General features: G+C 73.0%; 17 protein-coding genes. 15 read left to right on the top strand and 2 right to left on the bottom strand.

The window, feature by feature from the left end:
• The first annotated feature begins 254 nt into the window (after positions 1 to 254).
• Positions 255 to 1,826, top strand: coding sequence for a glycosyl hydrolase (locus ACRYR2_RS23125; RefSeq protein ID WP_432565249.1), 1,572 nt, complete (start codon positions 255 to 257; stop codon positions 1,824 to 1,826).
• Positions 1,827 to 1,946: 120 nt separating this feature from the next.
• On the opposite strand, the gene bldD is transcribed toward ACRYR2_RS23125, so the two are convergent.
• Positions 1,947 to 2,441, bottom strand: a complete 495-nt coding sequence (bldD, locus tag ACRYR2_RS23120; protein ID WP_106206055.1) for a transcriptional regulator BldD — start codon at positions 2,439 to 2,441, stop codon at positions 1,947 to 1,949.
• A gap of 292 nt (positions 2,442 to 2,733) precedes the next feature.
• Between bldD and pyrR the strand changes: the two genes are divergently transcribed.
• From pyrR to ACRYR2_RS23075, 9 genes are all read left to right on the top strand, one after another.
• On the top strand, positions 2,734 to 3,294 hold the full coding sequence (gene pyrR / locus ACRYR2_RS23115; protein ID WP_432565248.1) for a bifunctional pyr operon transcriptional regulator/uracil phosphoribosyltransferase PyrR: 561 nt from the start codon (positions 2,734 to 2,736) through the stop codon (positions 3,292 to 3,294).
• A complete protein-coding gene (locus ACRYR2_RS23110; RefSeq protein ID WP_432565247.1) occupies positions 3,294 to 4,253 on the top strand; it encodes an aspartate carbamoyltransferase catalytic subunit in 960 nt (319 codons plus the stop codon). Before pyrR ends, ACRYR2_RS23110 begins: the two co-directional genes overlap by 1 nt.
• Positions 4,250 to 5,536, top strand: a complete 1,287-nt coding sequence (locus tag ACRYR2_RS23105; RefSeq protein WP_432565246.1) for a dihydroorotase — start codon at positions 4,250 to 4,252, stop codon at positions 5,534 to 5,536. The genes ACRYR2_RS23110 and ACRYR2_RS23105 overlap by 4 nt, the downstream gene beginning before the upstream one ends.
• Positions 5,533 to 6,051 carry a PH-like domain-containing protein gene (locus ACRYR2_RS23100; RefSeq protein WP_432565245.1) on the top strand — a complete coding sequence of 173 codons (519 nt, stop codon included), beginning with the start codon at positions 5,533 to 5,535 and terminating at the stop codon, positions 6,049 to 6,051. The genes ACRYR2_RS23105 and ACRYR2_RS23100 overlap by 4 nt, the downstream gene beginning before the upstream one ends.
• On the top strand, positions 6,048 to 7,241 hold the full coding sequence (gene carA, locus ACRYR2_RS23095; RefSeq protein ID WP_432565244.1) for a glutamine-hydrolyzing carbamoyl-phosphate synthase small subunit: 1,194 nt from the start codon (positions 6,048 to 6,050) through the stop codon (positions 7,239 to 7,241). The genes ACRYR2_RS23100 and carA overlap by 4 nt, the downstream gene beginning before the upstream one ends.
• Positions 7,241 to 10,558: a carbamoyl-phosphate synthase large subunit gene (gene carB / locus ACRYR2_RS23090; RefSeq protein WP_432565243.1), complete on the top strand. Its 3,318-nt coding sequence runs from the start codon at positions 7,241 to 7,243 to the stop codon at positions 10,556 to 10,558. The genes carA and carB overlap by 1 nt, the downstream gene beginning before the upstream one ends.
• Complete coding sequence (pyrF, locus tag ACRYR2_RS23085) at positions 10,555 to 11,400, top strand: orotidine-5'-phosphate decarboxylase (protein ID WP_432565242.1); 846 nt, start codon at positions 10,555 to 10,557, stop codon at positions 11,398 to 11,400. Before carB ends, pyrF begins: the two co-directional genes overlap by 4 nt.
• A 103-nt stretch (positions 11,401 to 11,503) precedes the next feature.
• Complete coding sequence (locus ACRYR2_RS23080) at positions 11,504 to 11,800, top strand: hypothetical protein (protein WP_432565241.1); 297 nt, start codon at positions 11,504 to 11,506, stop codon at positions 11,798 to 11,800.
• Between the two features lie 129 nt (positions 11,801 to 11,929).
• Positions 11,930 to 12,808 carry an aminotransferase class IV gene (locus tag ACRYR2_RS23075; protein WP_432565240.1) on the top strand — a complete coding sequence of 293 codons (879 nt, stop codon included), beginning with the start codon at positions 11,930 to 11,932 and terminating at the stop codon, positions 12,806 to 12,808.
• A 3-nt stretch (positions 12,809 to 12,811) separates the two neighbouring features.
• Here ACRYR2_RS23075 and pabB read toward each other — a convergent pair whose 3' ends face one another.
• Complete coding sequence (gene pabB, locus ACRYR2_RS23070; RefSeq protein WP_432565239.1) at positions 12,812 to 15,028, bottom strand: aminodeoxychorismate synthase component I; 2,217 nt, start codon at positions 15,026 to 15,028, stop codon at positions 12,812 to 12,814.
• Positions 15,029 to 15,388: 360 nt separating this feature from the next.
• On the opposite strand from pabB, the gene ACRYR2_RS23065 reads away from it, so the two are divergent.
• From ACRYR2_RS23065 to ACRYR2_RS23045, 5 genes are all read left to right on the top strand, one after another.
• Positions 15,389 to 17,104, top strand: a complete 1,716-nt coding sequence (locus tag ACRYR2_RS23065) for an ABC transporter substrate-binding protein (RefSeq protein WP_432565238.1) — start codon at positions 15,389 to 15,391, stop codon at positions 17,102 to 17,104.
• 28 nt (positions 17,105 to 17,132) lie between these two features.
• On the top strand, positions 17,133 to 18,137 hold the full coding sequence (locus tag ACRYR2_RS23060) for an ABC transporter permease (RefSeq protein WP_432565237.1): 1,005 nt from the start codon (positions 17,133 to 17,135) through the stop codon (positions 18,135 to 18,137).
• A 133-nt stretch (positions 18,138 to 18,270) separates the two neighbouring features.
• Complete coding sequence (locus ACRYR2_RS23055; protein WP_432565236.1) at positions 18,271 to 19,188, top strand: ABC transporter permease; 918 nt, start codon at positions 18,271 to 18,273, stop codon at positions 19,186 to 19,188.
• An 18-nt stretch (positions 19,189 to 19,206) separates the two neighbouring features.
• Positions 19,207 to 20,196: an ABC transporter ATP-binding protein gene (locus ACRYR2_RS23050; protein ID WP_432565235.1), complete on the top strand. Its 990-nt coding sequence runs from the start codon at positions 19,207 to 19,209 to the stop codon at positions 20,194 to 20,196.
• Positions 20,193 to 21,260 (top strand): ABC transporter ATP-binding protein, encoded by a 1,068-nt coding sequence (locus tag ACRYR2_RS23045; protein WP_432565234.1) that lies wholly within the window; start codon positions 20,193 to 20,195, stop codon positions 21,258 to 21,260. The genes ACRYR2_RS23050 and ACRYR2_RS23045 overlap by 4 nt, the downstream gene beginning before the upstream one ends.
• Positions 21,261 to 21,308 lie beyond the last annotated feature (48 nt).

Here is a 21,308-nt window from a genome sequence, read left to right as displayed (position 1 = left end):
CGCGCCCGCCGCCAGCGACCGCGACCCCCACCCCCCCCCCCCCCCCCCCCCCCCCCCCCCCCCCCCCCCCCCGCCCCGCCCCCCCCCCCCCCGCCCCCCCCGCGTCCGGGACCCGACGTGGAAGGGGGGTGCGCAGGTGTCGGCCGCGGCCGCGGCACCCGACGGGGAGGAACGGGGGCCTCAAGGTGCCCGCGGGGGAGACCGAGGTATCCAGCACATCGCACCGCTGGTTTCCCGAGAGGACCCCCCACCTCATGACCGACGAGACGACGCCGGCCATCCCCCCGGCGCAGCAGAAGCGCCGCTGGCCGTGGGCCGTCGGCACCGGCGTCCTGACCGCCGCCCTCACCCTGTCGATGACACCCGCCACGGCGGCCGTCGCCGACCTGTTCGACCTGGGACGCGGCGCCACGCTGACCTCCCCGAACGGCAGCGTCTACACGGTCGCGGTCGAGGACGACGGTGACCTCGTCACCACCCTGAAGTCGAAGCCCGCCCCCACCGCCACCCCCAAGCCCACGGCGACCCCGACGGCCACCCCCAAGCCCACGAGCACCGCCCCGGCGCTGAACGTCAAGGCGACCGTGAGCGCGGCCGGGACGATCACCGTCTCGTGGCCCAAGGAGCTGCAGCAGGCCACGTTCGGCCGTGACGGCGTCGACGCGGGCGGCACCGGCGCGTGGACGTCGGAGAAGGGCGCCACCTCGCCGCAGCAGCTGACCAACCTCAAGCCGGGCACGAAGTACACGGTCACCGTCACCGGTGTGCTGGGCGGCAAGCAGGTCAGCCGCAGCGTGACGGCCACCACCCCGGCGGCCGCCACCCCCACCGCCACCACCCCCGCCCCGACCGCGAGCGCCCCGGCGCCCAAGGGCCAGGACGACTTCAACGCCACGACCATCGGCGCGTCGGTGACCGGTGCCGCCAACGGCGACTTCAACCGCTGGACCGGCACCAAGCACGGCCTGTACGCCACCTGGGCCGACAACGGCAAGGTCTGGGCCATCGACACCCCGGGCAGCGAGTACGGCCGCGACAGCGTCGCGCGTCTCGGCGACTACGACCTCGACATCGCCACCCAGCACAAGATCGCCACCTGGGCCAACCCGGGCATCGACGCGAAGCTCGAGGCGACCTTCCGCGAGATCAAGAGCAAGTGGGGCGACCGCAAGGGCCACGTGTACGTCCGCCCGTTCCACGAGATGAACGGCAACTGGTTCAACTGGTCGGTCCGCAACTCCGCCGACGCGGCGAACTTCGTGAAGTACTGGCGCACCGTCGTCCACCCGAAGTGGACCTCCGTCATGGGCGACGACGACCGCTTCCACCTGGTGTGGTCGCCGAACCGCGACACCTCCACGTCGGTCGACGTGCGGACGATGTTCCCCGGTGGGCAGTACGTCGACGCCATCGGGGTCGACTACTACGACTTCTCCCGCGCCAGCGACGAGACACAGTGGGCCGCGGAGGTCAACCGCACCCAGAACGGCGGCCCGGTGGGCATCGGCGCGTGGGACGCCTTCGCGCAGTCCCAGGGGGTGCCGTGGTACCTGCCCGAGTACGGCGTCCAGTTCGGCGACAACAGCTTCTTCGCCACGAAGGTGCTCGACTTCATCAAGGCCAACCGCTACTCCGGCGAGGGCGACGCCAGCGGCAAGGCCCTCGGTGCGGCCTGGCACAACCTGCAGGGCACCTCGCCGGACCCGAACGCCGGTGGCGACTTCTTCGTGCAGAAGGGCGGCAAGGACTACGCCACCCGCGCGAAGACCGCGAGCGCCGTCCGCTCCTGGGTCCAGGCGAACACCTGGCTGCGCCAGGCGAAGTGATCGCGCGGTGCGCGGACCCGACTGCCGGGTCCGCGCACCGGTGGAACGACGAAGCCCCGCCCGGGCGACCCGGGCGGGGCTTCGTCGTCCCCGGGACGGCAGTCCCGGGGACGGTGCGCGTCAGCCGTGCTCGACGGCGCGCCGCGCGTCGGCGTTGAGCACGCCCCAGGCGATGAACTCGTCGCACAGGGTCGTCGCGGGGACGTCGTAGATCACCGCGAGGGTGCGCAGGTCGTCGGCGCGGATCGACAGGACCCGGCCGTTGTAGTCACCACGCTGCGACTGGATGGTCTTGGCGTAGCGGTCCAGGGGGCCGGCCTTCTCGGCGGGCACCTCCTGGAGGCGCTCGAGGTCGAGCACGAGCCGCGGCGGCGGCTCGGAGCTGCCCTGCGGGGCGCCTTCGGGGAGCAGCGCCGAGACGGGGACTCCGTAGAAGTCCGCGAGCTCGGCGAGTCGCTGGACGGTCACTGCACGGTCGCCGCGTTCGTAGGACCCGACCACGACGGCCTTCCACCGTCCCTCGGACTTCTCTTCGACGCCGTGCAGGGACAGCCCCTGTTGGGTACGGATGGCGCGAAGACGCGATCCGAGTGCGCGGGAGTAGTCCGATGCCATACGAGAATCGTCACGGAGCGTGAACACTCTCGTCAAGCTGACCTGCCGTTCCGGCGGTAGTTCTTGCGGATCTACCACCCTCTCGGCACCCAGGCCGTTACTCCGTGTGAGCGTCTGACCCCGCAAAGGCAGCGTTGGCGGGCGTACCGGCCCCGCGCGGCCGGCCGGCCGTGCTCCTGTAGGGTCGCTGACGACCACCGCGCCACGCCGACGGCAGCTCACCGCCGGCCGCACGAGGTGGGGAAGACGTCCTTTAAGGATCCGTCCTGTGAGGCGGGGAAGGAGGTCAGCAGTGAGCGCTGCCCCGGACCAGAAGAACGAGCGTGTCCTGCTCGAAGGAGCCGACATCACCCGCGCCGTGACGCGCATCGCGCACGAGCTGCTGGAGTCGAACAAGGGAGCGGACGACCTCGTCCTGCTCGGCATCCCCACCCGGGGAGTCCCCATCGCCAAGCGGCTGGCCGCCAAGCTGGCCGAGGTCGAGGGACGCACCGTCCCCACCGGCTCGCTCGACGTGACGATGTACCGCGACGACCTCCGAAGGCACCCGACGAGGGCGCTGCTGCCGACCGAGCTGCCCGCCGGCGGCATCGACGACAAGGTCGTGGTCCTGGTCGACGACGTGCTGTACTCCGGCCGCACCATCCGCGCCGCCCTGGACGCCCTGAACGACCTCGGCCGGCCCCGCGCCGTCCGGCTGGCCGTCCTGGTCGACCGCGGCCACCGCGAGCTGCCGATCCGCGCCGACCACGTCGGCAAGAACCTGCCCACCTCCAGCGCCGAGCGGGTCAGCGTCCTGCTGGCCGAGCTCGACGGCCGCGACGCCGTGCTCATCACGGCGGGCGCCGCGTGATGCGCCACCTGCTCTCGGCCGCCGACCTGGACCTCGCGGGCGCGGTCAGGGTCCTCGACGTCGCCGAGGAGATGGCCGCCACCCAGCGCCGGGAGATCAAGAAGCTGCCCACCCTGCGGGGCCGGACCGTGGTCAACCTCTTCTTCGAGGACTCCACCCGCACCCGCACCTCGTTCGAGGCGGCCGCCAAGCGGCTGTCGGCGGACGTCATCAACTTCTCCGCCAAGGGCTCCAGCGTCTCCAAGGGCGAGAGCCTGAAGGACACCGCCCTGACCCTGGAGGCCATGGGCGCCGACGCCGTCGTCGTCCGGCACGGCGCCTCGGGGGCACCGCACCGCCTCGCGCACGCCGGCTGGACGAAGGGTGCGGTCGTCAACGCCGGCGACGGCACCCACGAGCACCCCACCCAGGCCCTGCTCGACGCGTACACGATGCGGCGGCACCTGAAGCAGGGACAGGGCGACCTGCGGGGCACCAGGGTCGTCATCGTCGGTGACGTGCTGCACTCGCGCGTGGCCCGCTCCAACGTCCTGCTGCTGCAGACCCTCGGCGCGGACGTCACGCTCGTGGCGCCGCCGACCCTGCTGCCCGTCGGGGTGGAGTCCTGGCCGTGCGAGGTCTCCCACGACCTCGACGCCACGCTGGTCGAGGGCGAGCCGGACGCGGTGATGATGCTGCGCGTGCAGGCGGAGCGGATGGACGCCTCCAAGGGCTCCTTCTTCCCCTCCGCGCGCGAGTACAGCCGCCGCTACGGCCTGGGCCGCGAGCGCCTGAAGGTCCTGCCCGAGCACACCATCGTCATGCACCCCGGCCCGATGAACCGCGGGCTGGAGATCTCCGCCGACGCCGCCGACTCGGTGCGCTCGACCATCGTCGAGCAGGTCGGCAACGGCGTCGCGGTGCGGATGGCGGTCCTCTACCTGTTGCTGGCCGGCGAGCTCCCAGGAGGGGACGCATGAAGACCCTGATCCAGAACGTGACCCTGGGCTCGGAACAGACCGACCTGCTGCTCGCCGACGGCCGGATCGCCGCGGTCGGGCAGGGGCTGTCCGACGCCGGGGCGAGGGTGGTCGAGGCCACCGGCCTGCGCGCCCTGCCGGGCCTGGTCGACCTGCACACCCACCTGCGCGAACCGGGCCGCGAGGACGCCGAGACCGTCGAGTCCGGCACCCGCGCCGCCGCCCGCGGCGGCTACACCAGCGTCTTCGCGATGGCCAACACCTACCCCGTCGCCGACACCGCCGGCGTCGTCGAGCAGGTCCAGCGCCTGGGCGAGCAGGCCGGCTGGGTCGACGTGCGGCCCGTGGGCGCCGTCACCGTGGGCCTGGCCGGCCAGCAGCTGGCCGAGCTCGGCGCGATGGCCGACTCCGCGGCCGGGGTGCGGGTCTTCTCCGACGACGGCCACTGCGTCTCGGACGCGGTGCTGATGCGCCGGGCGCTGGAGTACGTCAAGGCCTTCGACGGCGTCATCGCCCAGCACGCCCAAGAACCGCGCCTGACCGAGGGCGCGCAGATGAACGAGGGCACCGTCTCGGCGGTCCTGGGGCTGCGCGGCTGGCCCAGCGTGGCCGAGGAGGCGATCATCGCCCGCGACGTGCTGCTGGCCGACCACGTCGGTTCCCGCCTGCACGTGTGCCACCTGTCGACCAAGGGCTCGGTCGAGATCGTGCGCTGGGCCAAGGCCCGCGGCGTCCAGGTCACCGCCGAGGTCACCCCGCACCACCTGCTGCTGACCGACGAGCTCGTCCGCGGGTACGACCCCGTGTACAAGGTCAACCCGCCGCTGCGCACCCAGGCCGACGTCGAGGCCGTCCGCGAGGGCCTGGCCGACGGCACGATCGACATCGTCGCCACCGACCACGCCCCGCACCCGGTCGAGGCCAAGGACTGCGAGTGGGCCGCGGCCGCGATGGGCATGACCGGGCTGGAGACGGCGCTCAGCGTCGTGCAGCACACCATGGTCGACACCGGCCTCATCGGCTGGGACACCCTGGCCGACCGGATGTCCCACGCCCCCGCGCGGATCGGGCGCCTGGCCGGGCACGGTCAGCCGCTGGCCGTCGGGGCCGCCGCGAACCTCGTGCTGGTCGACCCGGCCGCCCGCTGGACCGTCGACCCGGCCGCGATGGCCACCGCCGGCCGCAACTCCCCCTTCCGCGGCATGGAACTGCCCGGCCGGGTCGTGGCCACGTTCCTGCGCGGTCGCCCCACCGTCCTGGACTCGGAGCTGGTGGGCGCATGAGGTGGATCGCCGTCGTCCTGCTGGTCCTGGCGCTGCTGGTGATCTGGCGGATGATGTTCATGGGCTACCGCGGTCGCGCGCTGCGGCAGCGGCAGGAGTTCCCGCGGCCCGTCGGGTCGAAGAACTGGAAGGCCCTGCGCGAGACCGTCGAGGGGACCTACGTCTCCACGACGGACGCCGAGAACGCCCTGGACCGCATCGCCGCCCACGGCCTGGGCACGCGCAGCGCCGTGTCGCTGGGGTTCCTCGACGAGGGCATCGGGGTGCTGCGCGAGGGCGCCCGGTCCTTCGTCATCCCGACCGCCGACATCGTCGGGGTCGGCCACGGGCCGGGCATGGTCGGCAAGTGGATGGGCAAGGAGAAGGGCCTCATCGTCCTCCGCTGGAAGCTGGGAGGACGAGTGGTGGACACGGGAATCAAACCGCGGCACCCCGACCAGGGGGCGAGGTTCGCGGAGCAGGTGGAGGAACTGGTGCGCAAGAACGGTCAGCAGAACTCTGGAGGTGCGCAGTGAGCGTGCGAATCCCCGCGGTGCTCGTCCTCGAGGACGGCCGCACCTTCCGCGGCGAGGCGTACGGCCGCGTCGGGCAGACCGTCGGCGAGGCCGTGTTCTCCACCGGCATGACCGGCTACCAGGAGACCCTCACCGACCCCAGCTACCACCGCCAGGTCGTCGTCATGACGGCCCCGCACGTGGGCAACACCGGCTACAACGACGAGGACGCCGAGTCGGGGAAGATCTGGGTCGCCGGGTACGTCGTGCGCGACCCCGCGCGCATCCCGTCGAACTGGCGCTCGCGGCGCACCCTGGCCGACGAACTGGACGCGCAGGGCGTCGTCGGGATCTCCGGCGTCGACACCCGCGCCCTGACCCGGCACCTGCGCGAACGCGGGGCCATGAAGGTCGGCGTGTTCTCCGGCGAGGCCGCCTCGGCCCCCGCCGACGAGCTGCTGCAGAGGGTCAAGGACGCGCCCGACATGGTCGGCACCGACCTCGCCTCGCTGGTCAGCACCGAGGTGGACTACGTCGTCCCGGCGGTGGGGGAGCGGAAGTTCTCCGTCACCGCCGTCGACCTGGGCATCAAGTCGATGACCCCGCAGCGCCTGGCCGAACGCGGCATCGAGGTCACCGTCGTGCCCTCCACCGCGACGCTGGAGCAGGTCCTGACCTCCGGCCCGGACGGGACCGCCCCCGACGGGGTGTTCTTCTCCAACGGCCCGGGCGACCCGGCCGCCGCCACCCACGAGATCGAGGTCCTGCAGGGCGTGCTGGAACGGAAGATCCCGTTCTTCGGCATCTGCTACGGCAACCAGCTGCTGGGCCGCGCCCTGGGGTACGGCACGTACAAGCTGAAGTACGGCCACCGCGGCATCAACCAGCCCGTCATGGACCTGGCCACCCGCAAGGTCGAGGTCACCGCGCACAACCACGGGTTCGCCGTCGACGGCACGGCCGGGGAGGTCCGCGACACCCCCTACGGCCGTGCGGAGGTCAGCCACGTGGGCCTGAACGACGGCGTCGTGGAGGGCCTGCGCTGCCTGGACACGCCGGCGTTCTCCGTGCAGTACCACCCCGAGGCCGCGGCCGGCCCGCACGACGCCTCCTACCTGTTCGACCGGTTCGTCGACCTCATGAACGGCACCCCGGCCGCGCAGCTCGTCGACGACCAGGGCCAGACCGACACGACTGAGAAGGACGCCTGATGCCCCGTCGCTCCGACCTGAAGTCGGTCCTCGTCATCGGCTCCGGTCCGATCGTCATCGGCCAGGCCGCCGAGTTCGACTACTCCGGCACCCAGGCCTGCCGCGTGCTGAAGTCCGAGGGCCTGCGCGTGGTCCTGGTGAACTCCAACCCGGCGACGATCATGACCGACCCGGAGATGGCCGACGCGACCTACGTCGAACCCATCACCCCCGCCACGGTCGAGGCGATCATCGCCAAGGAACGCCCCGACGCCGTCCTGGCGACCCTGGGCGGGCAGACCGCGCTGAACACCGCCATCGCCCTGTACGAGAACGGGGTCCTGGAGAAGTACGGCGCCGAGCTCATCGGCGCCGACGTCGACGCGATCAAGCTCGGCGAGGACCGGCTGCTGTTCAAGGGCGTCGTCGAACGCTGCGGCGCCGAGTCGGCCAAGTCGCACCTGTGCCACTCCATGGACGAGGTCCTGGCCGCGGCCGGCGACCTGGGCTACCCCGTCGTGGTGCGCCCCAGCTTCACCATGGGCGGGCTCGGTTCCGGTTTCGCCTACGACGAGGCCGACCTGCGCCGCATCGCCGGCCAGGGCCTGCACCACTCCCCGGTGACCGAGGTGCTCCTGGAGGAGTCGATCCTGGGCTGGAAGGAGTACGAGCTCGAGCTCATGCGCGACCGCGCCGACAACGTCGTGGTCGTCTGCTCGATCGAGAACTTCGACCCCATGGGCGTGCACACCGGCGACTCGATCACCGTCGCGCCGGCCATGACGCTCACCGACCGCGAGTACCAGCGGATGCGCGACATCGGCATCGCCGTGATCCGCGAAGTCGGCGTCGACACCGGCGGCTGCAACATCCAGTTCGCGGTGAACCCCGTCGACGGCCGCATCATCGTCATCGAGATGAACCCGCGGGTGTCGCGCTCGAGCGCGCTGGCCTCGAAGGCGACGGGTTTCCCCATCGCCAAGATCGCCGCGCGCCTGGCCGTCGGCTACACCCTGGACGAGATCCAGAACGACATCACCGAGGTCACCCCGGCCAGCTTCGAGCCGACCCTCGACTACGTCGTCGTGAAGGTGCCGCGGTTCGCGTTCGAGAAGTTCCCGGCCGCCGACCCGACGCTGACCACGACGATGAAGAGCGTCGGGGAGGCCATGGCGCTGGGCCGCAACTTCACCGAGGCGCTGCAGAAGGCGCTGCGCAGCACCGAGAAGCGCGGTGCGCAGTTCAGCTGGGCCGGCGACCCGGGCGACCGCGAGGACCTGCTGCGCCGCGCGCAGCAGCCCACGGACGAGCGCATCGGCCTGGTCATGCAGGCCATCCGCGCGGGTGCCACCCCGGCGGAGCTGTTCGAGTCGACGAAGATCGACCCGTGGTTCCTGGACCAGCTGTTCCTGCTGGACGAGATCGCCGTCGAGGTCCGCGAGAGCGACGAGCTGACCCCCGAGCTGCTGCGCTACGCCAAGCGGCACGGGTTCTCCGACGCGCAGATCGGTGAGCTGCGCCACCTGCCCGAGGACGTCGTGCGCGGCGTCCGGCACGCCCTGGGCGTCCGGCCGGTCTACAAGACGGTCGACACCTGCGCGGCGGAGTTCGCGGCCAGCACGCCGTACCACTACTCCTCCTACGACGAGGAGGACGAGACCCGGCCCCGCGAGAAGCCGGCCATCGTCATCCTCGGCTCGGGCCCCAACCGCATCGGCCAGGGCGTGGAGTTCGACTACTCCTGCGTGCACGCCAGCTTCGCCCTGGCCGAGGCCGGCTACGAGACCGTCATGGTCAACTGCAACCCCGAGACGGTCTCGACCGACTACGACACCTCCGACCGGCTGTACTTCGAGCCGCTGACGCTCGAGGACGTCCTGGAGGTCGTGCACGCGGAGATGAAGTGCGGCCCCGTCGCCGGCGTCGTCGTCCAGCTCGGCGGGCAGACGCCGCTGGGGCTGGCCGCCAAGCTGGAGCAGGCCGGGGTGCCCATCATCGGCACCTCCCCGCAGGCGATCGACCTGGCCGAGGAGCGCGGCGCGTTCGGGCAGGTCCTGGCCCGCGCCGGCCTCGTGGCGCCCAAGCACGGCACCGCCTCCAGCTTCCCGCAGGCCAAGGCGATCGCGTCCGAGATCGGCTACCCCGTCCTGGTGCGTCCCAGCTACGTCCTGGGCGGTCGCGGCATGCAGATCGTCTACGACGAGGCCACCCTGCAGGAGTACATGGCCACGGCGACCGAGGTCTCGGCCGAACGTCCCGTCCTGGTCGACAAGTTCCTCGACAACGGCCTGGAGATCGACGTCGACGCGCTGTTCGACGGCGAGGAGATGTACCTGGGCGGGATCATGGAGCACATCGAGGAGGCCGGCATCCACTCCGGCGACTCCGCGTGCGTCATCCCGCCGGCCACGCTGGGCGCCTCGGAACTGCAGCGCGTCCGCGAGGCCACCGAGGCCATCGCCCGCGGCGTGGGGGTGCGCGGCCTGCTGAACGTGCAGTTCGCGCTGGCCGCCGACATCCTCTACGTGCTGGAGGCCAACCCGCGGGCCTCGCGCACCGTGCCGTTCGTGTCCAAGGCCACCGGCGTCCCCCTGGCCAAGGCCGCGGCCCGGCTGATGGCCGGCACCCCGATCCGCGACCTGCGGGCCGAGGGCCTGCTGCCGGCGCGCGGCGACGGCGGGCTGCTGCCGGCCGAGTCGCCCGTCTCGGTCAAGGAGGCCGTGCTGCCGTTCGCGCGGTTCCGCACCGCCGAGGGCGTCGTCGTGGACTCCCTGCTGGGGCCGGAGATGCGCTCCACCGGTGAGGTCATGGGCATCGACGTGGACTTCCCCACGGCGTTCGGCAAGTCGCAGACCGCGGCCTACGGCGGGCTGCCGACGCAGGGCACCGCGTTCATCTCCGTCGCCGACCGCGACAAGCGCGCCATGATCTTCCCCGTCAAGCGGCTGGCCGACCTGGGGTTCACCCTGCTGGCCACCGAGGGCACCGCGCAGGTGCTGCGCCGCAACGGGATCGCCTCCACGATCGTGCGCAAGGCGTCGGAGGGGACCAGCGCGGACGGCGAGCAGACGATCCTGGACCGGATCGCCGCCGGTGAGGTCGCCATGGTCGTCAACACCCCCTCGGGCAACCAGGCCCGCGCCGACGGCTACGAGATCCGCGCGGCGGCCACCTCGGTCGGGTCGCCGATCATCACGACGATCCAGGAACTGTCCGCGGCGGTGCAGGCCATCGAGGCCGACCTGGTCCGGCAGCGCAGCGGGCAGGGCATCACCGTCGCCCCGCTGCAGGAGCACGCGGCCAAGCTGGAGGCGGCCTGGGAGGGTTTCCGCGCGTGAGCACGCGTTTCGGGGCCCGGCTGGCCGCCGCGATGGCCGCGCACGGTCCGCTGTGCGCGGGCATCGACCCGCACGCCGGCCTGCTGGCCGACTGGGGCCTGCCCGACGACGCCGACGGCGTCGAACGGTTCGGCCGCACGGTCGTGCAGGCCCTGGCCCAGAGCGTGGCCTGCGTCAAACCGCAGGCCGCGTTCTTCGAGCGGCACGGGTCGCGCGGGGTCGCGGCCCTGGAACGGGTCGTCGCCGACGCCCGCGAGGCGGGGTTGCTGACGATCGTCGACGCCAAGCGCGGCGACATCGGCTCGACCATGGCGGCCTACGCCGACGCCTTCGCGGGGGACTCCCCGCTGGCCGGGGACGCCGTCACGGTCTCGCCGTACCTGGGGTTCGAATCGCTGCGTCCGCTGCTCGACGTCGCCGCCGCCCACGGGCGGGGCGTGTTCGTCCTGGCGCTCACCTCCAACGCCGAGGGCGCCACGGTCCAGCACGCGGTGGGGTCGGACGGCCGGCCGGTGGGGCGGGCCGTCGCCGAGGCCGCGGCGGGGGAGAACGCCGGGGCGCAACCCTTCGGCGACATCGGCCTCGTCGTCGGCGCGACGACCGGGTCGGCGGTGTCCGACCTGCAGATCGACCTCGACGCCGTCAACGGGCCGCTGCTGGCGCCCGGGGTCGGTGCCCAGGGCGCGACGGCCGAGGACCTGCAGGGGGTGTTCGGCGACGCGCGCCGGCTCGTGCTGGCCGCGAGCTCGCGGGAGATCCTGCGCGCCGGCCCCGACGTCCAGGCGTTGCGGGAGGCGGCGCGGCGCTCGGCCGACGCGGTCGCGGCGGCCCTGGACCTGTAGGTAGGTGGTGGCCGCGGGAGCCGCCTCGCGCGAGCGGAGCACTCCCGGCCGCGCTCGGGCCGCTGGTCGCGCGGGCTGCCCCGACGGCTGCGACGATGAGGACGTGGCACGTGAGCAGCAGGTCAGCGCCGAGCTCGGGCGGGGGATCGCGGCGCTGGTCGTGACGGCCGTCGAGGTCGGGCACGACGAGCTGGAGGCCCGGCGGCAGGTCGGGGCCTTCCTGCACGGACTGGCGCTGCCCGGCGCCACGGTCCTGCGCGAAGCCGTCGCCGCGGTCGTCGACCTGGCTCCCGCCGAGATGCGCGAGGCCAGCGGCGAGGCCCAGCTGCTCGCGGCCCTGGAGGCCCGGGTGTGGCTGGAGCGGATGACCGCCGACGTCGACCGCGGGGTTCCGCTCTAGCCACCGGCGCCCCAGGCTGCACCACTCCGGGCGACCTGGAGCACGGGACCGGCCTGGAACGCGGTGCCGGAACCTGACGACCTCACCGCGGCACCCACCGCCCCGCCCGCCGGACGGGAGACTGCTGCCATGACCGACACCAGCGTCCCCGTCCGCGTCCGCCCCCGGGTGGCGGTGGTGGGGATCGGTGAGGTGCCGGCCCAGGGGCCGGCGGTGCGCGCCGACGACCTCGGCCTCGGCCACGGCGACGGCTGCTTCGAGACCCTGCGCGTCCTGGGTCGTGCCGACGGGCCACCGCTGGTGCAGCGCTGGGCCGAGCACCTGGAGCGCCTCGCCGGCTCCTGCGCCGCGATGGACCTGCCCGCCCCGGACGGCCGGCTCCTCCAGCAGCTGGTGGCCGACCTCACCGACGAGGTGCCCGAGGGTGCCGAGGCCGTGCTGCGACTGCTGGTGACCCGGGGCGCCCCGGGCCAGGGGCCGACCACCCTGGTGACCCTGTCCCCGATCGGGCCCGGCCTGCTGCGCCAGCGTGCCGAGGGGGTCCGCGCGGTCTCGCTGCCGCTGGGGCTCGACGTCGACGTGGTCAGCGCCTCGCCCTGGCTGCTGGGCGGGGCGAAGACGCTGTCCTACGCCGTCGCCTTCGCCGCCCTGCGCGAGGCCGCCCGCCGCGACGCCGACGACGCCCTCCTGCTCGACGTGCGCGGCCGGGTGCTGGAGGCCGCGACGGCTGCGGTGCTGTGGTCGGCGCAGGGGCAGCTGCGGTGCCCGCACGGGGCGGGAACCGGCATCCTCGCGGGCACGGTGCAGCGGGCGGTGCTGGACGCGGCGTTCGCCGCAGGCACCGCGATCGCCCAGGTGGAGGCCACCGTGGCCGACCTGCGGGCCGCCGACGCGGTGTGGTTCACCTCCAGCCTGCGCGGGGTCGCGGAGGTCACCGCCCTCGACGGGACGGCGCTGCGCCGCGACCCCGCCGCCACGGCGCGGCTGCGGGACTGGGCCGGGTTCTGACGGCTACGCGGTGCGCGCCACCGGTTCCGGTTCGGGTTCGGGCTGCGGTTCGGGCCGTTCCGCCGGCGCCGGGCCGAGCACGGCCCGCAACGACGCACCGGCCTTCAGCAGCGCCTCCTCGTACTCCGCACCCGGGTCGGAGTCCAGGACGATGGCCCCACCGGCACCGATCGTCCACGTCCCCTCGTGCAGCACCAGCGTGCGGATGACGATGTTCAGGTCCACCGCGCCGGTCAGCGAGAAGTACCCGATCGCGCCGGAGTAGATGCCCCGCGGCCGCTGCTCCAGCTCGTCGATGATCTCCATCGTCCGCAACTTGGGCGCCCCCGTCATCGACCCGCCCGGGAAGCAGGCGCGCACGGCCTGCACCGGAGAGGTCTCCCGCCGCAGCTTCCCGCGCACCGTGGAGACCAGCTGGTGCACCGTCGCGTAGGTCTCGGTGACCATCAGCGCCGGGACGCTGACGGACCCCACCTCGCAGACCCGCCCCAGGTCGTTGCGCAGCAGGTCGCAGATCATGAGGTTCTCGGCCAGCGTCTTGCCGCTGGTCACCAGTTCCCGGCGCAGCGCCTCGTCCTGCTCGGGCGTCGCGCCGCGCGGGGCGGTGCCCTTGATGGGACGCGCCTCGGCCCACCCGTCCGCGTCGATCTGCAGGAACCGCTCCGGCGAGGCGCAGGCCACCTCGAAGCCGCCGGAGGGGTCGTCGAAGCGCAGGTAGGCCGCGTACGGCGCGGGGTTCACCCGCCGCAACCGGCGGTAGGTCTCCCACCCGCCGGCGCTCGCGGGCAGCGTGCCCTCGGCGGTCAGGCACACCTCGTAGCTCTCGCCGGTGCGCAGCGCCTCCAGACTCGCCCGCACGCCCGCCTCGTACTGGGCGCGGGTGCGGTCCAGCAGCGGGGCCAGCAGGTCCTCGGGCAGGGCCGGGACGGCGACCGCCTCGACCTGCCCCGCCGAGGGCACCTCGGTCAGCGCGGTCTCGGTGTCCTGCAGCCACCGCCGGGCCGCGGCCAGCGCCGCCGTTCCGCCCGCGGACCGGGCCAGCGCCACGAGGTGGGTGCGGCCCTGTTCGTGGTCGACGGCGACGAACCGGTCGGCGAACACCCACGCCGAGTCGGGGGTGGCGGCGCGGCGCGACGTCGGGGAGCCGCAGTCGTCGCGCAGCTCGTACCCCAGGTAGCCCACGTACCCGCCGACGAAGTCGAACGGCAGGTCCAGCGGGCGGTCGGCCGGATCGATGCTCCGGGCGGCGGTCTCGCGTTCGAGGTGGTCGAAGACCGTCCCGGGCACGCGGTGCTCCCCGTGGGCGTCGTGGACGACGACGGCCCCCTCACCGACCCGGTAGGTGACGAACTCGGCCTCCGGGCCCGAGGCGTCGCCGAGGAAGGAGAAGCGGCCGGTGCCCGGGCCGGGCCGTGCGCTGTCCAGCCAGTACGCCCGGCCGCTGCGGGCGTTGAGCCGGGCGAAGGCCCCCTCGGTGTCGACCGGGCGGCCCAGCTCCCGGGTCAGCAGCCGGTAGGTGCTGCGCGGGGCCACCGACGCCACGTCCGGCGCCGGCCGGGCCGCCGGCACGAGCCGCCCACCCGCTCCCGCCGTTCCCGCCGTCGTGGCCGTCCCCGCCGTCGTGGCCGTCGTGACGACCCGGTCGTCGCGGGCCGTGGCGAGGAAGGAGGCCACGAGCGACGCGCCGTGCTCGGTCTTGATCGACTCGGGGTGGAACTGCACGCCGTGGAACGGGCGCTGCACGTGACGCAGCCCCATGAGCACGCCGTCCTCGGCCCAGGCGGTCGCCACGAGCTCCGGCGGCAGCGGTTCGGGGACGGCCAGCGAGTGGTAGCGCACCGCGGTGAACCCCTGCGGCAGGCCGGCGAAGACGCCGGTGCCGTCGTGCCGGACGCGCGTCAGGTGACCGTGCCGCGGTTGCGGGGCGCGCACGACCGGGGCCCCGGCCGCCAGTCCCATGCCCTGGTGTCCCAGGCAGACGCCCAGGACGGGCACCGTGGCCCGCTCCAGCGCCTCGGCGCACAGCCCGAAGTCGCGCGGGCGGGCGGGATGCCCCGGGCCGGGGGACAGCACGACGGCGTCGACCCCGGACAGGTCGAGGTCGGACGGCGCCACCGCGTCGTTCGCCAGCACCTCCGGTTCGACCCCGGACACGCCGGCGATCAGCTGGAAGAGGTTGTACGTGTAGGAGTCGTAGTTGTCGATCAGGAGAATGCGCACAGGTCTCCTCCCGGACGCGCTGGCGCGTCTCGTGCCGTGGTCCCGGACGCCCGGACAGCCGGACGATCGGGGTAGTCCTACCAGCGGATGCGGGGCGCGCGGAGGGGAATCGGGACCCGGCTCCCGCCGGACCTGGCAGGTCTCCGACACTCGTCCCGGTGTCCCGCCTGGACAGTCTGCCCAGCCCGAGCACCGCGGGGAAGGCAATCCTCACCCCGAAGGGCCGTCTTGTAACAACTGTGTGACACGGGTGCGGTGGATTTGGTGAGCACTCACCCATCGCCTAGCGTCGGCGACCGCACGACCGAGCAGGACCAACGCTGGACCCGCACGCTTGATCACGCCGAACCGAGGACGTCGATGTCTGCCGAGCAGTTCCCCGAGAACCACGAAGACACCTCCCGCCCGCACCCCACCCGCCGGGCCTTCACGATCGCCTCCGTGGCGACGGCGGGCCTGGCCACGCTGTCGGCCTGCGCCGAGAGCGAGCGCGACGACTCCGGCAGCGACGACGGCGGCGGCGGCAGCACCCGCGACACGTTCGTCTTCGGCGGCTCGGCCGACCCCGACTCCCTGGACCCGGTCTTCGCCTCCGACGGCGAGACGTTCCGCATCACCCGGCAGATCTTCGAGGGCCTGGTCTCGACCGACCCCGGCACCACCGACCTGGCCCCCTCGCTGGCCACCGGGTGGACGACCTCCGAGGACGGGCTCAGCTACACCTTCACCCTGCAGCAGGGCGTGACGTTCTCCAACGGCAAGCCCTTCGACGCCGCGGCCGTCGTGGCGAACTTCGACCGCTGGTACAACCTGCGCGGCATCGCCCAGGGTGAGGACCTGGCCTACTACTACCGCTCGATCTTCCGCGGGTTCGCCACCAACGACGACCCCGCACTGGGCACCTCGCTGTACGCGGGATCGACGGCGAACCCCGACGGCACCGTCACCGTGAACCTCACCGCCCCGTTCGCCGGGTTCCTGGCCTCCCTGACGCTGCCCGCGTTCGCCATGCAGGACACCGCGGCCGTCGAGGCCGGGGGCGGCAACGGGGCCGACGGCGCCGACCCGCGGCAGAGCGCCTACGCCACCTCCGGGCCCGTCGGCACCGGCCCGTTCGTGTTCGACAGCTGGGAACGCGGCCAGCAGGTCACGCTCAAGCGCAACGAGGAGTACTGGGGCGAGAAGGCCAAGGTCGGCACCGTCGTCGTCCGCGTCATCGGCGACGGCACCGCCCGCCGGCAGGCCCTGCAGAACGGCGACATCGACGGGTACGACCTCGTGGCCCCGGCCGACGTCGCGACGCTGGAGGACGGCGGGTTCCAGATCCAGAACCGCCCGGCGTTCAACATCCTGTACCTGGGCATCAACCAGGCCTACGCACCGCTGGGCGACCTGAAGGTCCGCCAGGCCATCGCGCACGCCATCGACAAGGACGCCGTCATCTCCAACGCCCTGCCCGAGGGCACGAAGGCGGCCACCCAGTTCATGCCCGAGAACGTCATCGGCTGGAACGAGGGTGTCACCACCTACGAGTACGACGTCGAGCGAGCCAAGCAGCTGCTCGCCGAGGCCGGCCAGGCGAACCTGACGATCCCGTTCAACTACCCCACGGGCGTCTCCCGGCCCTACATGCCGAACCCGGAGACGATCTACAACGCGATCAACCAGCAGCTCGCCGCCGCCGGCATCACGACGACCCCCGTCGCCGAGCAGTGGACGCCGAACTACCTGGGCACCGTCCAGGGCGGCACCGAGCACGGCCTCCACCTGCTGGGCTGGACCGGTGACTACAACGACCCCGACAACTTCATCGGCGTGTTCTTCGGCGCGGCGACCAACGAGTGGGGTTTCACCGACCAGGGCCTGTTCGACGCCCTCGCCGCCGCCCGCACGGTGACGACCGAGGAGGAGCAGGAGAGCGCCTACCAGGACATCAACGAGCAGATCATGACGCTGCTGCCCGGCATCCCGGTCGCCAGCCCGGTCCCGTCGCTGGCGTTCGCGGCCGGGGTGCAGGGGTACACCGCGAGCCCGGTCCAGGACGAGGTGTGGAACACCGTCACGGTGTCCGAGTGAGAACTCCCGCACACCAGGAGGGGGCGGCGTGCTGACGCTCGTCGTGCGCCGCCTCGGCCTGCTGGTCGTCGTGCTGTTCGGGTTGTCGCTGCTGCTGTTCGCCTGGGTCCGGGCCCTGCCCGGCGACCCGGCCCGGGCGCTGCTGGGGGAGAAGGCGACCCCGGCCGGCATCGCGGCGGTCAACGAGCGCTACGGGTTCGACCAGCCGGTCTGGCAGCAGTACGTGACCTACCTCGGGCAGTTGCTGCACGGCGACTTCGGCGCCTCCATCAACACCGGGGAACCCGTCCTGTCCACGTTCACCGAACGGTTCCCGGCGACGATCGAACTGGCCCTGGCCGCCTTGCTCCTGGCCGTCGCGCTCGGCATCCCGCTGGGCTACCTCGCGGCCCGTCGGCGCGGCGGGTGGCTGGACCACGTCGTCGTCGGCTGGTCGCTGCTCGGCGTCGTCGTCCCGGTGTTCTTCCTGGCGGTCGTCCTCAAGTACGTCCTGGCGATCCAGCTCGGCTGGTTCCCCACCTCCGGCCGGCAGGACGCGCGGATCGACGCCACGCACGTGACGAACTTCTACGTCCTGGACGGGTTGCTGACGCGCGAGTGGGACGCCAGCTGGGACGCGCTGGTGCACCTGGTGCTGCCGGCGCTGGCGCTGGGTTCCATCCCGCTGGCCATCGTCGTGCGCATCACCCGCGCCTCGGTGCTGGACGTGCTCTCGGACGACCACGTCCGCACGGCGCGGGCGAAGGGGCTGGGGCGCGGGGTCATCAGCCGCCGGCACGTGCTGCGCAACGCGCTGCTGCCGGTCTCGACGACGCTGGGCCTGCAGGCCGGGGCGCTGCTGTCGGGTGCGGTGCTGACCGAGACGGTGTTCTCCATCAACGGGATCGGCAGCTACCTGTTCGACGCGGTGAGCCAGCTGGACTACCCGGTGCTGCAGGGGTTCATCCTGTTCATCGCCGTGGTGTACGCGCTGGTCAACCTCGTGGTGGACGTGAGCTACGGGTTCATCGACCCGAGGGTGAGGGTTTCGTGATCGAGGAACGGCGCGGCAGCGCCTGGAGGGACGCGACGCGTCCGGCGCTGGGCGCCGGCTCCAGACCCCGTCGCTGCGCGGCGCATCGTGGAGGCGCTGCCCCGGGCGCCGTGACGAGTGAGCAGGTGTTGTCGTGAGTGCGCTGGAAGCCATGACGCCGCAACCCTCCGCGGAGGTCACCGGGGAGGCCGGCGTCGGGCCGTGGCACGCGGCGTGGCGGCGGTTGCGGCGCAACCCCGCCGGCATCGTGGGCGCGGTCATCGTGCTGGCGTTCGTCCTCGTCGCGGTACTCGCCCCGCTGCTGGCGCCCTACCGGCCGGCCACCTCGGAGTGGTTCGGCCAGGTCACCCCCACGAGCGTTCCCGGGCCCAGCGACGAGCACCCGCTGGGGCTGGACTCCTTCGGCTCGGACCTGCTGACCCAGCTCGTGTACGGGGCCCGCTCCTCGCTGGTCATCGGCGTCGTCTCCACCGCGGTGGGGCTGGCCGCCGGGGCGCTGCTGGGCGTCCTGGCCGGCGGGATCGGCGGCAGGGTCGACACGATCGTCATGCGGATCGTCGACGTCCTGCTGTCCATCCCCGCACTGCTGCTGGCGGTGTCGGTGGCCGCCCTGCTGGGGCGCAGCTCCCTGTCGATCATGCTGGCGATCTCCGCCGCGCAGGTGCCGATCTTCGCGCGCCTGCTGCGCGCCTCGCTGCTGGCCCAGCGCGGTCAGGACTACGTCGTGGCGCTGAAGTCGCTGGGGCTGCGCCAACGGCGGATCGTCGTGGGCCACATGCTGCCGAACTCGCTGGGGCCGGTCCTGGTGCAGGCGACGCTGACGCTGGCCACGGCCGTCATCGAGGTCGCCGCCCTCAGCTTCCTGGGCCTGGGCGACCCCGACCCGGCCGTGGCCGAGTGGGGCCGGATGCTCGTCACCGCCCAGGACCGGCTCGACCAGGCGCCGCACCTGGCGCTGTACCCCGGCCTCGCGATCGCGATCACCGCCCTGGGTTTCACCCTGCTCGGTGAGGCGCTGCGCGAGGCCCTGGACCCCCGGAGTTCGAGATGAGTTCGAGATGAGTTCGCGATGAGCCTGCTGGAGGTGGAGGACCTGCGCGTCAGGTTCTCCCGCAAGGGCGGCCCGACCACCACGGCCGTCGACGGTGTCTCGTTCTCCGTCGACGCCGGCGAGGTCGTGGGGCTGGTCGGGGAGTCCGGCTGCGGCAAGTCCGTCACGTCGCTGGCCGTCATGGGGTTGCTGCCCACGCGGGGTACCGAGGTCAGCGGGTCGGTGCGCTTCGACGGGACCGACCTGCTGACGCTGTCACCCGGTCAGCTGGCGCAGCGTCGCGGCCGGGACCTGGCGATGGTGTTCCAGGACCCGATGACCTCGCTGAACCCGGTCCTGACGCTGGGCCGGCAACTCACCGAGGTGCTGCGCACGCACACCGGGCTCAGCCGCGCCGCGGCGGCCAGGGAGGCCGTCGACCTCTTGGGCCGGGTCGGCATCCCCGACCCGCGCCGGCGGGTGGGGGAGTACCCGCACCAGCTGTCCGGCGGGATGCGCCAGCGCGTCCTGATCGCCATCGCGCTGGCCTGCTCGCCGCGGCTGATCATCGCCGACGAACCCACCACGGCCCTGGACGTGACGATCCAGGCGCAGGTGCTGGACCTGCTGACCACCCTGGTCCGCGAGTCGGGCACGGCGATGGTCCTCATCACCCACGACCTGGGCGTCGTGGCCGCGACCTGCGACCGGGTGAACGTCCTGTACGCCGGCCGGGTCGTGGAACGGGCGGGGAAGGCGGAGTTGTTCGCGCAACCCCGGCACCGGTACACGACCGGGTTGCTGGCCGCCGTCCCGCGCGTCGACGCGCCGCAGGGCACTGCGCTGCAACCGGTTCCCGGATCGGTGCGGGACCTGCTGCCGTGGGCTCAGGGGTGCGCGTTCTCGCCGCGGTGCGGGTTCGCGGACCAGAGCTGCCGCAGCGGGGAGATCGCGCTGGACGGTTCGCGGCCCGGTGACGGGCACGCGGCGCGCTGCGTCCACCCCGCCGAACGAGGAGTCGGGGCGTGAACGAGGCGTTGTTGTCGGTGCGCGACCTGCAGGTGCACTACCCCATCCGCTCGGGGATCCTGCAGCGCACGGTCGGGGCGGTGAAGGCCGTCGACGGGGTTTCCCTCGACGTCCCCCGCGGAACCACCTACGGCCTCGTCGGCGAGTCCGGCTGCGGGAAGTCGACGCTGGGACGGGCCGTGCTGCGGCTGGCCGAACCCACCGGCGGCTCGGTCCACGTCGCCGGCCGCGACCTGCTGGCCCTGGGACCGGAGGAGTTGCGCCGCGAACGCCGGCGGATGCAGATGGTGTTCCAGGACCCGCTGGCCAGCCTGGACCCGCGGCAGACGGTGGAGAGCGCCCTGCTCGAACCGCTGGCCGTGCACCGCGCCGAGGGCGGGCCGTCGGCCTGGCGCACGCGGGTGCGCGGTCTGCTCGACCGGGTCGGGCTGCCGGCGAACGCGGCCTCGAAGTACCCGCACGAGTTCTCCGGCGGGCAGCGCCAGCGCGTGGGGATCGCCCGCGCCCTGGTCCTGGACCCCGACCTGCTGGTGGCCGACGAACCCGTCTCGGCCCTCGACGTGTCGGTGCAGGCCCAGGTGCTGGTGCTGCTGGAGGAACTGCAGCGCGACCTCGGGCTGACCTACCTCGTCATCGCGCACGACCTGGCCGTGGTCAAGCACGTCTCCACGACCGTGGGGGTGATGTACCTCGGGGGGATCGTCGAGGAGGGGCCCAGCGAGGAGCTGTACGCCCGGCCGCTGCACCCGTACACCCGGGCGCTGCTGTCGGCGGCCCCCGTGCCGGACCCGGTGGCCGAGGCCCGGCGCGAGCGGATCCTGCTGTCCGGCGACCTGCCGAGCCCGGCGAACCCGCCGTCGGGCTGCCGGTTCCGGACCCGGTGCCCGTGGGTGCAGCCCACGCGCTGCCACGACGAGCGCCCGCAGCTGCGGGTCGTGCCGGGGCACCCGCCGGCGCAGAAGGTGGCGTGCCACTTCGCCGAGGACATCGAGGCCGGCCGCATCGCTCCCCGCGCGACCACCGCGCAGAGCGGGGGTGGCGACCCCGCCGTTGCAGCCCCGTGACCAGGGTGGATAGGTTCACGGCACCGCGCGTTCCCACGTTGAAGAGCA

Source organism: Kineococcus deserti (assembly GCF_050871945.1).
In the GTDB taxonomy this organism is placed as follows: Bacteria; Actinomycetota; Actinomycetes; order Actinomycetales; family Kineococcaceae; genus Kineococcus.
Note: the sequence above shows the minus strand (reverse complement) of the source record. Positions and strands in the feature narration are given on the sequence as shown.